Origin of the sequence: Alloalcanivorax marinus (assembly GCF_016906305.1) — a bacterium.
Lineage (GTDB): Bacteria > Pseudomonadota > Gammaproteobacteria > Pseudomonadales > Alcanivoracaceae > Alloalcanivorax > Alloalcanivorax marinus.
Window position 1 is genome coordinate 96293 of sequence record NZ_JADDOL010000014.1, and the last position, 14215, is coordinate 110507.

Annotated in this window: 16 protein-coding genes and 1 tRNA gene; 8 read left to right on the forward strand and 9 right to left on the reverse strand. The window is 67.1% G+C overall.

Going from position 1 to position 14215, the window contains the following annotated elements; genetic code table 11:
* From prpC to IM760_RS12795, 3 genes are read right to left on the reverse strand one after another with little or no spacing between them, the layout of a single operon-like run.
* Positions 1-1128, reverse strand: a complete 1128-nt coding sequence (gene prpC / locus IM760_RS12785; protein ID WP_204429880.1) for a bifunctional 2-methylcitrate synthase/citrate synthase — start codon at positions 1126-1128, stop codon at positions 1-3.
* 28 nt (positions 1129-1156) lie between these two features.
* Positions 1157-2050, reverse strand: coding sequence for a methylisocitrate lyase (prpB, locus tag IM760_RS12790; protein ID WP_204429882.1), 894 nt, complete (start codon positions 2048-2050; stop codon positions 1157-1159).
* Positions 2047-2751 (reverse strand): GntR family transcriptional regulator, encoded by a 705-nt coding sequence (locus IM760_RS12795; RefSeq protein ID WP_228234392.1) that lies wholly within the window; start codon positions 2749-2751, stop codon positions 2047-2049. The genes prpB and IM760_RS12795 overlap by 4 nt, the downstream gene beginning before the upstream one ends.
* Positions 2752-2942: 191 nt before the next feature.
* Here IM760_RS12795 and IM760_RS12800 point away from each other — a divergent pair, with 191 nt between their 5' ends.
* Positions 2943-4091: an anthranilate synthase component I family protein gene (locus tag IM760_RS12800; protein WP_239549799.1), complete on the forward strand. Its 1149-nt coding sequence runs from the start codon at positions 2943-2945 to the stop codon at positions 4089-4091.
* A 36-nt stretch (positions 4092-4127) separates the two neighbouring features.
* On the opposite strand, the gene thrH is transcribed toward IM760_RS12800, so the two are convergent.
* The 3 genes from thrH to IM760_RS12815 all read right to left on the reverse strand — a co-directional run bounded on the left by thrH (position 4128) and on the right by IM760_RS12815 (position 6891).
* Complete coding sequence (gene thrH, locus IM760_RS12805; protein WP_204429883.1) at positions 4128-4745, reverse strand: bifunctional phosphoserine phosphatase/homoserine phosphotransferase ThrH; 618 nt, start codon at positions 4743-4745, stop codon at positions 4128-4130.
* 107 nt (positions 4746-4852) lie between these two features.
* Positions 4853-5827, reverse strand: coding sequence for an HTH-type transcriptional regulator CysB (gene cysB, locus IM760_RS12810; protein WP_204429888.1), 975 nt, complete (start codon positions 5825-5827; stop codon positions 4853-4855).
* 146 nt (positions 5828-5973) lie between these two features.
* Positions 5974-6891: a 5'-nucleotidase gene (locus IM760_RS12815; protein WP_204429889.1), complete on the reverse strand. Its 918-nt coding sequence runs from the start codon at positions 6889-6891 to the stop codon at positions 5974-5976.
* 230 nt (positions 6892-7121) lie between these two features.
* Between IM760_RS12815 and IM760_RS12820 the strand changes: the two genes are divergently transcribed.
* Positions 7122-7811 carry a hypothetical protein gene (locus IM760_RS12820; protein ID WP_204429890.1) on the forward strand — a complete coding sequence of 230 codons (690 nt, stop codon included), beginning with the start codon at positions 7122-7124 and terminating at the stop codon, positions 7809-7811.
* Between the two features lie 79 nt (positions 7812-7890).
* Here IM760_RS12820 and IM760_RS12825 read toward each other — a convergent pair whose 3' ends face one another.
* Positions 7891-8571: a hypothetical protein gene (locus tag IM760_RS12825; protein ID WP_204429891.1), complete on the reverse strand. Its 681-nt coding sequence runs from the start codon at positions 8569-8571 to the stop codon at positions 7891-7893.
* Between the two features lie 174 nt (positions 8572-8745).
* A complete protein-coding gene (locus IM760_RS12830; RefSeq protein WP_204429892.1) occupies positions 8746-9198 on the reverse strand; it encodes a DUF2489 domain-containing protein in 453 nt (150 codons plus the stop codon).
* 146 nt (positions 9199-9344) lie between these two features.
* Here IM760_RS12830 and IM760_RS12835 point away from each other — a divergent pair, with 146 nt between their 5' ends.
* Genes IM760_RS12835 through mtnC form a run of 5 tightly spaced genes read left to right on the forward strand, consistent with a single transcriptional unit; the run spans position 9345 to position 12738 of the window.
* Positions 9345-9815 (forward strand): hypothetical protein, encoded by a 471-nt coding sequence (locus tag IM760_RS12835; protein WP_204429894.1) that lies wholly within the window; start codon positions 9345-9347, stop codon positions 9813-9815.
* Positions 9805-10842, forward strand: coding sequence for an S-methyl-5-thioribose-1-phosphate isomerase (mtnA, locus tag IM760_RS12840; RefSeq protein ID WP_204429896.1), 1038 nt, complete (start codon positions 9805-9807; stop codon positions 10840-10842). The genes IM760_RS12835 and mtnA overlap by 11 nt, the downstream gene beginning before the upstream one ends.
* On the forward strand, positions 10839-11468 hold the full coding sequence (locus IM760_RS12845; RefSeq protein WP_204429897.1) for a methylthioribulose 1-phosphate dehydratase: 630 nt from the start codon (positions 10839-10841) through the stop codon (positions 11466-11468). Before mtnA ends, IM760_RS12845 begins: the two co-directional genes overlap by 4 nt.
* Before the next feature lie 29 nt (positions 11469-11497).
* Positions 11498-12043 (forward strand): 1,2-dihydroxy-3-keto-5-methylthiopentene dioxygenase, encoded by a 546-nt coding sequence (locus tag IM760_RS12850; protein WP_204429899.1) that lies wholly within the window; start codon positions 11498-11500, stop codon positions 12041-12043.
* Positions 12044-12051: 8 nt separating this feature from the next.
* A complete protein-coding gene (gene mtnC / locus IM760_RS12855) occupies positions 12052-12738 on the forward strand; it encodes an acireductone synthase (RefSeq protein WP_204429901.1) in 687 nt (228 codons plus the stop codon).
* Between the two features lies 1 nt (position 12739).
* Here mtnC and IM760_RS12860 read toward each other — a convergent pair whose 3' ends face one another.
* Positions 12740-13855 carry a methyltransferase gene (locus IM760_RS12860; protein WP_239549801.1) on the reverse strand — a complete coding sequence of 372 codons (1116 nt, stop codon included), beginning with the start codon at positions 13853-13855 and terminating at the stop codon, positions 12740-12742.
* Positions 13856-13996: 141 nt separating this feature from the next.
* Here IM760_RS12860 and IM760_RS12865 point away from each other — a divergent pair.
* Positions 13997-14073, forward strand: a tRNA-Pro gene (locus tag IM760_RS12865).
* The last annotated feature ends 142 nt before the right edge of the window (positions 14074-14215 follow it).

Below are 14215 nucleotides of genomic sequence, written 5' to 3' on the forward strand. Positions count from 1 at the left end.
TCAACCCCGCTCGGCAATCGGCGTCACCTTGCGCAGCTCCGGCCCGGTGTACTCGGCGCTGGGACGGATAATGCGGTTGTCCGAGCGCTGTTCGAATACATGGGCGGCCCAGCCGGTCAGGCGGCTCATCACGAAGATCGGCGTGAACAGCTTGGTGGGAATGTCCATGAAGTGGTAGGCGGAGGCGTGGAAGAAATCCGCGTTGCAGAACAGCTTCTTCTCGCGCCACATCACTTCCTCGCAGCGCACGGAAATGTTGTACAGGTTCTCGCCGTTCACGTCCCGGGACAGCTTCTCGGACCAGTGCTTGATGATGGCGTTGCGCGGGTCGGACTCGCGGTAGATCGCGTGGCCGAAGCCCATGATCTTTTCCTTGCGCTCGAGCATGCCGAGCATGCCTTTTTCCGCGTCGTCCGGATCCTTGAAGTTCTCGATCATTTCCATGGCCGCCTCGTTGGCTCCGCCGTGCAGCGGGCCGCGCAGGGTGCCGATGGCGCCGGTGATGCAGCTGTGCAGATCGCTGAGCGTGGACGCGCACACCCGGGCGGTGAAGGTGGAGGCGTTGAACTCGTGCTCCGCGTACAGGATCAGCGACACGTGCATGACGTTTTCGTGCAGCGCGTTGGGCTTCTCACCGCGCAGCAGGTGCAGGAAGTGGCCGCCGATGGAGTCGTCATCGGTTTCGGTTTCCACGCGCACGCCGTCATGGCTGTAGCGGTACCAGTAGCAGATGATGCTCGGGAACGCCGCCAGCAGACGGTCGGTGGCGTCTTCCTGCTGGTCGAAACTTTCCTCGGTTTCCAGGTTGCCGAGCATGGAGCAGCCGGTGCGCATCACGTCCATGGGATGGGCGTCCTTGGGGATCCGCTCCAGCACTTCCTTGAGCGGCTGGGGCAGACCGCGCAGACCCTTGAGCTTTTTCTTGTAGGCGTCCAGCTGAGCCTGGTCGGGCAGTTCGCCCTTCAGGATCAGATGGGCCACTTCCTCGAACTGGCAGTTCTCCGCCAGATCCTTGACGTCATAGCCACGGTAGGTCAGCCCGGAACCGCTTTTGCCCACGGTGGAAAGGGCCGTTTTGCCCGCTACCTGGCCGCGCAGGCCGGCGCCGCTGAGTTGCTTCTCTGCCATTGTCATCGTCCTCGTATTGCCGGTTCCGTTATTCTCCGCGCTGTTTGGCGAAGAGCTCGTCGAGTTTCTGTTCGTAGTCGTGGTAACCCAGGAAATCGTACAGGTCCATGCGCGTCTGCATCAGATCGACCACGTTTTTCTGGGTGCCTTCCTCGCGGATGGTCTGGTAGACCCGCAGCGCCGCCTGGTTCATGGCGCGGAACGCGGACAGCGGGTACAGGATCATGCCGGCGCCGGCGTCGCGCAGTTCCTCGCGGGTGAACAGCGGCGTGGCCCCGAATTCGGTGATGTTGGCCAGCAGCGGCGCGCCGCCCAGGCCCTCGGAAAACGCCCGGTAATCCTCCAGGGTGTGCACCGCCTCGGCGAAGATGCCGTCGGCGCCGGCTTCCAGGCAGGCGCGGGCCCGGTCCACCGCCGCGTCCAGCCCCTCCTTCTGGAACGCATCGGTGCGCGCGATGATGAAGAAGTCGTCGTCGGTGCGGGCGTCGGCGGCGGCCTTGATGCGGTCCACCATTTCTTCCTTGGAGACGATTTCCTTATTGGGCCGGTGGCCGCAGCGCTTCTGGGCCACCTGGTCCTCCAGGTGCACGGCGCCGGCGCCAGCGCGGATCATTTCCTTGATGCTGCGGCCGATGTTGAAGGCGCCGCCCCAGCCGGTGTCGATGTCCACCAGCAGCGGCACCTCCGAGGCGGCGCTGATGCGGCGCACGTCCTCAAGCACATCGTTCATGGTGGTCATGCCCAGGTCCGGCAAGCCGTAGGAGGCGTTGGCCACGCCGCCGCCGGACAGATAGATGGCGCGGTAGCCGACCTTCTCGGCCATGATCGCGGTGTAGGCATTGATGGTGCCCATGATCTGAAGCGGTTGTTCCTCCGCCAGGGCTTGCCGGAAACGGGCACCGGCGCTGGGGGTGCGGCTCATTGCGGATTCCTCTGTTGGGCCTGCTGTTCGATGTTTTCCCGTGCCCGGCCGATGTGCCGGCGCATCAGGAGTTCAGCCATTTCCGCGTCGCGGGACTCGATGGCCTCGACGATGCGGCGATGTTCGTGCAGGGCTTTCTGCGGCCGGTTGGCCGTGGTGCTGAACTGATAGCGGTACATCCGCACCAGGTGATACAGCTCGCCGATCAGCATGCGGATCAGCGTCTGATTGTGACTGCCCTGGATGATGCGATAGTGAAAGTCCAGGTCGAACTCGCGCTGAAAGTAGGCGGTGTCCTCGCGCAGGTCCTGTTGCTGCTCGTGCTGGGCCAGCAGTTGATAGAGGCCGGCCACCTCCTGATCGCCCATGCGCTCGGCGGCGAGCCGGGCGGCCTGCCCTTCCAGGGCCTCGCGCACGTAGTAGATTTCGATCAGATCGGTGAAGCTCAGGGACGCCACGCGGGTGCCCACGTGCACTTCCCGCTCCACCAGCTTGCGCGACTCCAGGCGGCGGATGGCCTCCCGCAGGGGGCCGCGGCTGACGCCGTAACGGCCGGCCAGGTCGGTCTCGCTGACCTTGCTGCCGGGGGCGATCACGCCGCGCACGATGTCGTCCTGAAGCCGGGCGAAGACCCGGTCGGCCAGGGTGCGTGCGCTGTCGTCGGCCAGCTGTTGCGTGGACTGTTGCATGGACCGCTGCATGGACCGTTCCGCCCGTCATTGTCGACAATGGAAAAGAATGCTCGGCACTTTACCTTCGAAAGCGGAATCTTTCAATGCGGATTGTCGACAATGGCGGAAGCGCCTCCGATGGCTTTGCCGCCCCCCGGAGCCGACGCTACACTACGCCCTCCCCGGCGCGCCGCGCCGGTGTCCACGCTCAGCGGAACCCGATGACCGACACGCAGCCCCTCGACGACGACCTTGACGGCCGCCGCCCCCATGCGGTGTTCATGGTGGACGGCCGGCCCATGGCCCTGGGCACGCCGGCCCGCACCCTGCGCGCCGGTGACCCGGACGCCCTGCGCGCCCTGCCCGGCCGGATCCAGCGGGCCCTGCAAGAAGACTGTGTGTTCGCCTGCGGGCTGCTGCCCTACGACGCCGGGCCGGCCCTGCACGGTCTGCCCGGCGGCGGCGCCGACACCGTGGTGCATCTGTTCCGCGCCCCGCCGCGCCCGTTCCGGCCCGCCGTCGCCGACGAGTTCCAGCTTACCGCGCCGTTCCGCGCCGAGCAGGACGCCGCCGACTATCACCGGGCGCTGACCCGCATCCGCGACTATCTAAAAGCCGGCGATTGCTATCAGGTGAACTACGCCCAGCGCTTCCAGGCCCGCTGGCGGGGCGACCCGCTGGCCGCCTTCGCGCGCCTGCTGGCCGCCCACCCGGCGCCCCACGCCAGTTTCTTCCGAGACGGCGACGAGGCGGTGTTCGGGGTGTCGCCGGAGCGGTTTCTGAGCATCGATGGCGGGCGGGTGCGCACGGAACCGATCAAGGGCTCCCGCCCCCGGGGCCGGGACGAGGCCGAGGACCGGGCCCTCGGCGAGGCGCTGCGCCGCCACCCCAAGGACCGGGCCGAGAATCTGATGATCGTGGATCTGCTGCGCAATGATCTGGGCGCCTTCTGCACCGCCGGCTCGATCCGCGTGGACCCGCTGTTCGAGCTGCGCCGCTTCAGCAATGTGCAGCATCTGGTGTCCACGGTGACCGGCACCCTGCGTCCGGACGTGACGCCGCTGGGCGCCCTGCTCAGCGCTTTCCCCGGTGGCAGCATCACCGGCGCGCCCAAGAAGCGGGCCATGGAAATCATCGCCGAGCTGGAGCCGCACCCGCGCGGTGCCTACTGCGGCAGCCTGTTCTGGCAGGACCGGGACGGCCGCTTCGACAGCACCATTCTGATCCGCACCTTGCAGACCGACGGCGACCGCCTCTATTGCCATGGCGGTGGCGGCATCGTCTACGACTCCGATCCGGAAGAGGAATACGAGGAGAGCTGGTTCAAAGTGCGCAAGCTGATGGAGGCGCTGTCCTTATCACCACCGTAGGAGCGGCTTCGGCCGCTCCTACGAATAACAGAGGGGTTACAGAGGCAGGTCGCGCTGGCTGGCCTTGACGATCTCTTTCTTCAGGTCGTCATAGCTGTGCACCGCCGGGAACTGGGGGAATTCCGCGATCACATTGTCCGGGGCGTGGAACAGGATGCCCTGGTCCGCTTCGCTGAGCATGGTGGTGTCGTTGTAGGAGTCACCGGCGGCGATAATGCGGTAGTTCAGGGTGTGCAGGGCTTTCACGGAGGCCCGTTTGGGGTCCTTCTGGCGCAGCAGATAGTCGGTGATGCGGCCGTTGTCGTCCACCGCCAGCTTGTGGCAGAACAGGGTCGGCGAGCCCAGCTTGCGCATCAGCGGGCGGGCGAACTCGTAGAAGGTGTCCGACAGAATGATCAGCTGGAAATGCTCGCGGGCCCACTCCACGAAGTCCACCGCGCCGTCCAGGGGTTCCAGGGTGTCGATCACCTTCTGGATGTCCGGCAGGCCGTAGCCGTGCTGGTCGAGGATGCCGAGCCGCATTTTCATCAGCTCGTCGTAGTCCGGGATGTCCCGGGTGGTGGCGCGCAGTTCGTCGATGCCGGTGCGCTCGGCGAAGTTGATCCAGATTTCCGGAATCAGCACCCCTTCCAGGTCCAGACAAAGCAATTCCACGGTGATCCCCTTAAACGGTCAATGCTCGGTAATCGGTAAGTGCCCGGTAAAGGCGCGCACAATGTAGCCGCGCCCCGGTGGCTTTGCAACGGCGCCCGGCGCGGCCGTCAGCGGCTGGGCAGCTCCAGGTCCGCGAACAGCGCCTCGCGCTCCTCGCGGCTGCCGGCCTGCACGGCGGCGTCGATGCGCTCGCGGGTCAGATGCGGCGCGAAGGTCTGCAGGAATTCGTACATGAAGCCACGCAGGAAGGTGCCCTTGCGGAAGCCGATGCGGGTGGTGCTGGGCTCGAACAGATGGCCGGCGTCCAGGTTCACCAGCCCTTTGTCCTGCACCGGGTCCACCGCCATATGGGCGACGATACCCACGCCCATGCCCAGCTTCACATAGGTCTTGATCACGTCGGCGTCGGCGGCGGTGAACACCACCCGGGGCTCGAGCCCCTCCTTGGCGAAGGCGTCGTCCAGTTTGCTGCGGCCGGTGAAGCCGAACACATAGGTGACCAGCGGGTATTCCGCCAGGGCCGCCAGGGTCAGCGGTTTCACCTCCGTCAGGGGGTGCCCTTCCGGCACCACCACGGTACGGTTCCAGCGGTAGCAGGGCATCATGATCAGGTCGGTGAAATGCTCCAGCGCCTCGGTGGCGATGGCGAAGTCGACGCTGCCGTCGGCGGCCATTTCCGCGATCTGCATGGGCGTGCCCTGGTTCATGTGCAGGGACACGTCCGGAAAACGGCGGGTGAACTGCTGGATCACCGGCGGCAGCGCGTAACGGGCCTGGGTGTGGGTGGTGGCGATGCTCAGATCGCCCTTGGTCTCGTCACGGAATTCCTGGGCCACCCGCTTGATCGATTCGGTCTGCTGCAGGATCTCGCCGGCAATCCGCAGAATGGCCTCGCCGGCCGGGGTGATGTGGGTCAGGTGCTTGCCGCTGCGGGCGAAGATTTCCACGCCCAGCTCGTCCTCGAGCATGCGGATCTGCTTGCTGATGCCGGGCTGGGAGGTATACAGGGCCTGAGCCGTGGCCGAGACATTGAGGTCGTGGCGCGCCACTTCCCAAATATAGCGGAGTTGCTGCAGCTTCATTAACGCTCCTTGCCGGAGACGCCCCACCCGCGGGGTCGCCAAGGGTTCCGGACCCGGGCTCGGTTATAAAAATGCGGGCGATTATGCGTTCCAAGCATAGTAGCACGTGAAGAGGCTGGCAATGCCGGGCCCCGGCGACCGCGCGGTTATTGGCCGGATTCGCGACGCGGGTTGGAAATGCCGTGGGGCACATGGCCGGCGGCCACATGACGGCTGGCGGATTCGCAGTGGCCCTGCTGGTCATCGAAGAACACGTCGGCGCCGAAGGCGCGCAGGAACTCACCCTTGGGCAGCCCGCCCAGAAACAGGCTTTCGTCGATGCGGATGCCCCAGCTGCGCAGGGTGCGCACCACCCGCTCGTGGGCCGGCGCCGAGCGGGCGGTGACCAGGGCGGTGCGGATCGGGCAGCGATCCGGGGTGAACTCCCGCTGAATCTGATGCAGCGCTTCCAGAAACCCCCGGAACGGGCCGTCGCTGAGCGGCTGGCGGGCGGCGCTCTTCTCGTTGGCGGCGAACGCCTCCAGGCCGTCGCTTTGAAAGACCTGCTCGGACTCGTCGGAGAACAGCACGGCGTCGCCGTCGAAGGCGATGCGCAACACCGAGTCGGTGGGGTCCAGGCTGCCGCGGGACAGAATGGTGGCGGCGGCGAAACCGGCGTCCAGGGCCCGCCGCACATCCTCCGCGTGGGTGGACAGAAACACATGGGCGCCGAACGCCGGCACGTAGCGGTGCGGGCTCTCGCCGCCGGCGAAGGCGGCGCGGGTGATGGGCAGGCCGTAGTGCTCGATGGAATTGAACACGCGCAGGCCGGTGTCGGAGCTGTTGCGCGACAGCAGGATCACTTCCACCCGGCCGCGCCCCTCCTCCATCTCATTGATGGCCAGCAGCTTCTTGACCAGGGCGAAGGCGTCGCCGGGGGCCAGCACGTCGTCCTCGTGGGCGACCTGGTAATCCTGAAAGGCATCCAGCCCTTGCTGCTCGAACACCTGGTGGCTGTCGCTGAGATCAAACAGCGCCCGGGAGCTGATCGCCACCACCAATTTGCCATCGAAGGAAACCGGCATAATCGATCCGTCCGTTGCTAAGGCGCCCAGTATCCCCGTTCACCGGGCAAACCACAATTCACCGGCACCGCCGTGACCCGCCGTGGCGCGGTTACACGATTGCATCATAAAGCCGCCATTCCCGGGCGCGGCGGCGGTTGTCCAGGGCAAAAATGTGACATACAGTTTCAAGCGGATCGGTAGTCCGGCGATCCGCACCGCCAATCACTCAAGGGGAAAGGGAGTCATCCATGGCCGCTAATAAGGTAAGAGACCGCCTCGACGAATTGCAGGGTCAGATCCGCAAGCTCGCCGAGCGCTTCGATCAGGAACGGGACAAGCAGATCGCGCAGATGGAAACCCAGCTGGAAAAGGCCCGCAAACGGGTCAATGAAGAAATGCAGCGCCGCCGCGAACGCCTCAACCGGCTGGAAAAACTGCAGGCGGAGTACCGGGAGAAAGCCACCTCCTCGGTACAGCGGCAGGTGGACCGGGCCCGCAAGGCGGTGGACGACGCCCGCCAGCGCGTGGATGACTCCGAGGCCCGCAAGCGTTTTCTGGAAACCGAGGTGCGGGTGCTCAAGGCCACCGCCAAGCAGGCCAACAGCCTGGCCAAGGTGATCAACCAGTATCAGAAGGATCTGGAAAAACGCGCCCGCGATATCGAGAAGAAGGTGACCCCGAAGAAAGCCACGGCGAAGAAAGCGGCCGCCAAGAAGAGCACGGCGAAGAAGAGCGCGGCCAAAAAAGCCACCGCCAAAAAGACGGCCGCCAAGAAGTCCGCCGCTGGCAAAAGCCCCGCCAAGAAGGCCACCGCCAAAAAAGCCGCCAGCAAAAAAGCCACCGCTCGCAAGGCGGCGCCCAAGAAAGCGGCAAGCTCCGGCGCTTCCTCCACGGCCAGCGGCACGCCCTCCCCGTCCTCGGACACCGGTACGAACTGAGCCGGGCTTCGCGGAACGCCCCAACGAAAACGGGCCGCCCAGGGGCGGCCCGTTTTTTCATGGGCGACGGCGGCGGAGTTCAGGTCGCCGGCCGCAGATCCAGCAGCAGCGATTCGAAATAGGCCACCACCGGCTGGCGGTGTTCCCGGTCCATGGCCGGAATGCCTTTTTCCACGGACGACGCGGACGCTTTCTTGATGGTCGCGCGGGCGCCGGCCACCAGGCCCCGGTTGATGCGGCCCAGCTCCAGATTGCCCACGGTCTTGTCCAGATAGTTCTCGATGGCGCCGGCGCTGATGCCGTCCATCACTTCCACCAGATGCTTCATTTCGCCCTGGCCGTCGGCGAACTCCTGGAATACCAGGCTGGCGCGCTCCGCCAGGGCCGGGGTCAGCGGGTAACCGATGAACACCTGACCGTCCTTCTCCAGACGCAAGGCCGAGAAGTGCGCGGCCAGGGCCTGCTGCTCCTCGACACTGGTCTTGCGCATCAGCCGCCCGGCCAGGCCGTGGGCCGCCTTGCTGATGACCTTCATGGCGCCGAGGATCACATTGACCGCCGGGCCCTTGGCGTTCACCGCGTCGATGGGGCCGGTGAAATAGGTGTGCAGGACCTCGTCGAGAAATGGATCCATGATCGCGTCGAGGCTGTCCACGTGATTGCGACCGGGTTCCCGGGCGGTGGCGTCGATAAAGGCGTCGATGCGGTCACGCAGGGTATCGGAGGCCGGAAAGGCCACGTACAGGGAGGTTTGGCTCATAATTCTGAGTCGGCTTCACTGCGAAAACGGAGGCGCGATGATACTGCATGGTCGCTCGCGCCTCGCCGCTTTCGAGACTGGCGGGCGCGTCTGTAGAGCCAGTGCTCGCCAGCACCGCCAGGTCGCCGCTGCAGCCGCTTCCGCGGGAGCGCGTCGGGGCGGCTTGCGCCGCGATCAGGCCGACAACCGGGTGCGCCACTGGCCGATCACGCCCTGCAGCCGGCCGGCGGCGGCCAGCACCGCCGGGTTCTGATCGTCCTCCAATTGCAGCCGCGCCAGATCCTGGCGGTTGCGCTCCGCCGGCGTCAGCCGGCGCCGTTCCTCGCCACGGTCAAAGCCGCCGCAGTCCTCCGCCAACTGATGAATGGCGGCCAGATCCACCTTCGGCGCCACGTCCGGCGGCAGGCAATCGAGCAGCACCGCCATACGGATGCTGGCCTCGCTGCTGTCCACCTGCCCCTGCAACAGGGCACGGCTCAGCACGTCCAGGCTGTCCACCAGCTCACGGTAACGGGCCGTCTGGCGGGCCCGTTCCTGGCGGCGCGCCATCCAGCGCCACGCCAGACCGCCCAGGGCGGCGCCGATGGCCAGCCCGACCAGTACCGCGAGAATCAGTTTCCAAACCATGGGGTCTCTCCTGCCGCAGAGCGATTGAATTGCCGGTTCAGTGCCGCCATTGTACGCCACAGGGCGGCGGCGACCCATCAAGGCGACCACCGACACGGTAGCAGCGACCACAAAACGCGGCCTTGGTCGCGATCTGGAGACGACGTTTGAATTTCCAATGGCCCGCCGGGCTGGCGCCGCTGATCGGCGCCGTGGAACCCTGGCTGCCGGCACTCACCGTGATCGGCGTGATCATGGCGCTGGCGTCGATGCTGGCGATCCCCTGGCTGGTGGTGCGCATGCCGGTGGACTATTTCCACCAGCCGTCGCGACCGGTGCGCTATCGCGGGCCACTGGCCTGGGGACTGTGGGTGATCCGCAACGCCCTGGCGTTGGTGCTGCTGGCCGCCGGGGTCCTGATGCTGGTGCTGCCCGGCCAGGGCATTCTGACCATTCTGATCGCGCTGATGGTCAGCACCTTCCCGGGGAAATACCGGTTGGAACGCGCTATCATGCGCCGCCCCGGCGTACTGCGCTCGGTGAACTGGATCCGGCGCCGCTACCGTCGCCCGCCCCTCAATCCGCCGAGTGATGCCCCGCCGGGCGATCACCAAGTAAGGGACCCTGATGCCGATTGAAAGCCCCGCCATTCACTGGCTCGACGATCATCTGCTGCTGCTCGACCAGCGCCGCCTGCCCGCCCACACCGAGTGGCTGGACGTGCGTGACGCCGCCGGCGCCGCCGACGCCATTCGCCAGATGGCGGTGCGCGGCGCGCCGGCCATCGGCATCACCGCCGCCTATGGCCTGGCCCTGGAAGCGTTGCGACTGGGCCCCGGCGCCAGCGCCGCGCGGCTGGCGCCGGCGTTGGAAGTCCTGGCCGCCAGCCGGCCCACGGCGGTGAACCTGTTCTGGGCCCTGGACCGGCTGCGCGCCCGCTTCGACGGCGAGCCCGGCGCCGCCCTGGGCAAACGGCTGGTGCGCGAGGCGGAACGCATCCACCAGGACGACCAGGCCGCCAACCAGCGCCTCGGCGAACTGGGCGCCGCCCTGCTGCCGCCCAACGCCTCCCTTTATACCCACTGCAACACCGGCGCCCTGGCCACCGGTGGCCACGGCACCGCCCTGGGCATCGTGCGCTCCGCCTGGCGCAACGGCCACCTGAAGGCGGTGTTCGCCGGCGAAACCCGGCCCTGGCTGCAGGGCGCCCGCCTGACCGCCTGGGAACTGATGCAGGAAAACATTCCGGTGACCCTGGTGGCGGACAGCGCCGCCGGCCTGCTGATGGCCCGCGGCCAGGTGGACGCGGTGGTGGTGGGTGCCGACCGCATCGCCGCCAACGGCGACACCGCCAACAAGATCGGCACCTACAATCTCGCGGTGCTGGCCCGGCATCATCGCCTGCCGTTCATCGTGGCGGCGCCGGATTCCACCCTGGACCCGGCCATGGAAAACGGCGCCGGCATCGTGATCGAGGAACGGGACCCGGACGAGGTGCGCCGCTTTGGCGGCACCGCCATGGCGCCGGACGGCTGCCCGGTCTACAACCCGGCCTTCGACGTGACCCCGGCGGAACTGATCACCGCCATCGTCACCGAGAGCGGCGTGATCCGGTCCCCGGACCGGCAGGCCCTGGCCGACCATTTCGCGCGGAGACCGTCATGACCGAACGCCCCTACTCCACCAGCGCCTACCGGGAGGCGGCCCGCACCCTGGCCGCCACCGGCCGCCGGCTCTATCAGCACGGCTGGTCGCCGGCCACCAGCAGCAATTACTCCCTGCGCCTGAACGCCGGCCACGCGGCGATCACCCGCTCCGGCCGCGACAAGGGCCTGCTGCAGGAAACCGACATCATGGTGGTGGACCTGGACGGCCGCCCGGTGGGCGACGGCAAGCCGTCGGCGGAGACCCTGCTGCACACCGGCCTGTACCGCCGCGACCCGGCCATCGGCGCGGTGCTGCACACCCACAGCCACGCCGCCACCGTGCTGACCATGCACTGGCCCGCCGACCACCTGACCCTGGAAGGCTATGAGCTGCTCAAGGCCCTGGACGGTGTGCAAACCCACGACACCCGGCTTACCATTCCGGTGTTCGACAACAGCCAGGACATCGCCGCCCTGGCCGCGGACGTGGACCGCCAGCTGGACGCCGGGCACATCACCCACGCCTATCTGATCCGTGGCCACGGCCTTTACACCTGGGCGGCGGACATGACCGCCTGTTACCGGCAGCTGGAAGCCCTGGAAACCCTGCTGGCGGTGGAGCTGGACCGCCGCCGGCTGGGCTGACCCGGACCGCGACCTGAACGAGGACCGCTATGAGCAACCTGAAGATCTACCGCGACGGCCACCCGGAAAGCCCGGAGATGATCGTCAACGACAAGCTGGCCATGGCCGAGGAACTGAACAAGGTCGGCGTGCGCTACGAGCAATGGGACGCCAACGCCGAACTGGCCGACCAGCCCACCCAGGAACAGGTGATCGAAGCCTACAAGGACGACATCGAGCGGCTGATGCGCGAGGAAGGCTACCAGACCGTGGACGTGGTCAGCATGACCCCGGACCACCCCCAGAAGGACGCGGCGCGGGTCAAGTTCCTGGACGAGCACCGCCACGGCGAGGACGAGGTACGCTTCTTCGTGGACGGCCAGGGCCTGTTCACCCTGCACATCGGCGAGCGCGTCTACGAGGTGCTGTGCAGCAAGGGCGACCTGATCTCGGTGCCGGCCAATACCCCGCACTGGTTCGACATGGGGCCCAACCCGCGCTTCACCGCCATCCGTCTGTTCAACAACCCGGACGGCTGGGTCGCCCACTTCACCGGCGATGACATCGCCCTGCGCTTCAACCGCCTGGAAAACTGAACCGGCCGATGACCATCAACGCGATTCTCACCGACATTGAAGGCACCACCAGCAGCATCGCCTTCGTCAAGGACGTGCTGTTCCCCTACGCCGACCGGCAGATGGAAGCGTTTCTGGAACGCCACTGGGACGACCCGACGGTGGCCGCCGCCGTGGGCGAGGCCGCCGACCAGGCCGGCGAAGCGCTGGACACGCCGGCGCGGGCCGCCCGGGTGCTGCGCCGCTGGATCGCCGAGGACCGCAAGATCACGCCGCTGAAAACGCTGCAGGGGCTGATCTGGCGGGCCGGCTACGAGCAGGGCGATTACCGTGCCCACCTGTACCCGGACAGCGCCCCCCGGCTGCGCCAATGGCACCACGCCGGGCTGCCGCTGTACGTCTATTCCTCCGGCTCCATCGCCGCCCAGAAGCTGTTCTTCGGCTACTCCGAGGCGGGGGACCTGACGCCGCTGTTCAGTGGTTTCTTCGACACCACCAGCGGCGGCAAGAAAGAAGCGGACAGCTACCGCGTGATCCAGAAGGCCATCGGCCAGCCGGCGGAAACCATTCTGTTTTTGTCGGACGTGGAAGCGGAGCTGGACGCGGCCCGCGCCGCCGGCCTGCGCACGGTGCTGCTGGACCGGGACGGGGTCATCGACGCCAGCGCCCACCCGAAAGTCTCGTCGTTCGATCAGATCGACCCCACCGCCCTTTAGCTCAGCCGCCGGCCACGCAACGGTAAATCACGAACTTCTCGTTCCGGGCCAGGATGTCGGCCCGGCCGAACAGTTTCGCCAGCGGTCGCCGGTACGGCAGATGCCGGTTGGCCACCACCCGCAGCTCGCCGCCGGGCGCCAGATGGCGGTGGGCATGGCGAAACAGGGTGCGCGCCACCCGGTCGTCCACCGCATGGCCCCGGTGGAACGGCGGATTGAGCAGAATCCGGTCGAACGCCTCCTCCACCCCGTCCAGCCCGTGCCCGAGATGGAAACGGTGCCCGTGCTCCGCGCCGAACAGTGCCTCGGCGTTGTGCCGGGCGCTGTCCACCGCCAACGACGACACATCGCAGAAGGTGACCCGCGCGTCCGGATTGTCCGCCGCCAGGCTCAGTCCCAGCACGCCGTTGCCACAGCCCAGGTCCGCCGCCGGGCCGGTCACGTCCCGGGGCAGATGCTGCAGCAGAAAGCGCGCGCCGATGTCCAGATGGCGGCGCCCGAACACGCCGGGCCCGGCGCTCAGCGTCCAGCCCCGCGCCGGCAGCGACACCGTGGCCGGCTCCGGCATCGGCGCCAGCGCCTCGCCCGGGGCGCCGGCCCGGAATACCCGCGCTTTTTTCCAGCCCAGGCCGGCCTTGGTCTCGCCCAGGTAGCGTTCCATCAGCGGCACCAGCTGCGGCGGCAGGTGCTTGTCCATGCCCGCCGCCAGGATCGGCGTGCCGGCGGGCAGCCAGCCGGCCAGCCAGGCCAGTTGCCCTTCCAATAAGGACAGGCTTTTGGGCAGACGCAGCAGCACCTGGTGCGGCGCTTCCGGCGGCGTTTGCCAGGGCCACAGCCAATGCGCCGGATCCAGCGGTCGCCGGTTGTCCTCGCCGTTGGCCAGCGCCGCCCGCCGCGCCACCCAATCGTCGCCGGCGCTCCAGGTCGGGCCCCGTTCGCCGGCGCCCAGCCACAGCGCACCGCACTGGTCGTTGATCACCAAAGTGCGCGCGCCCGCCGCTTCCTCATCGAGCAGCCGCAGCAAATAGCGGTCGGCGCCGTCGAAGGCCTGCAGGGTATCGCCGCGCTGGCGGGGCCAGCGGCGCAGGACCAGGTCACCAAGGCGGGTTTCAGGCATGGCGGGCGTCTCCGGGGCTGTCGAGGGGGCCGGCATTGTGCCCGTTGGGGGGCGGGCTGGCCAGAATATCGGCAGTTGATTCAAGGTGAGGTTTAAAACGGTGGTATTCTGAAATTTCGCTGCTAGAATACGCCGCACATTCGGAGTATAGCTCAGCCTGGTAGAGCACTACGTTCGGGACGTAGGGGTCGCAGGTTCGAATCCTGCTACTCCGACCAAATTAAAAAGCCGGCCCTCGCAAGAAGGCCGGCTTTTTTTTGTTCGTCGCTTTTTTGCGGGAAATTTCCCTCCAGCCGGGGGCGCGCCTCAGGGCGCGACGCCCTTCCGGGAACGCCGCGAGTACCCGCAAGCGGGCCCGGC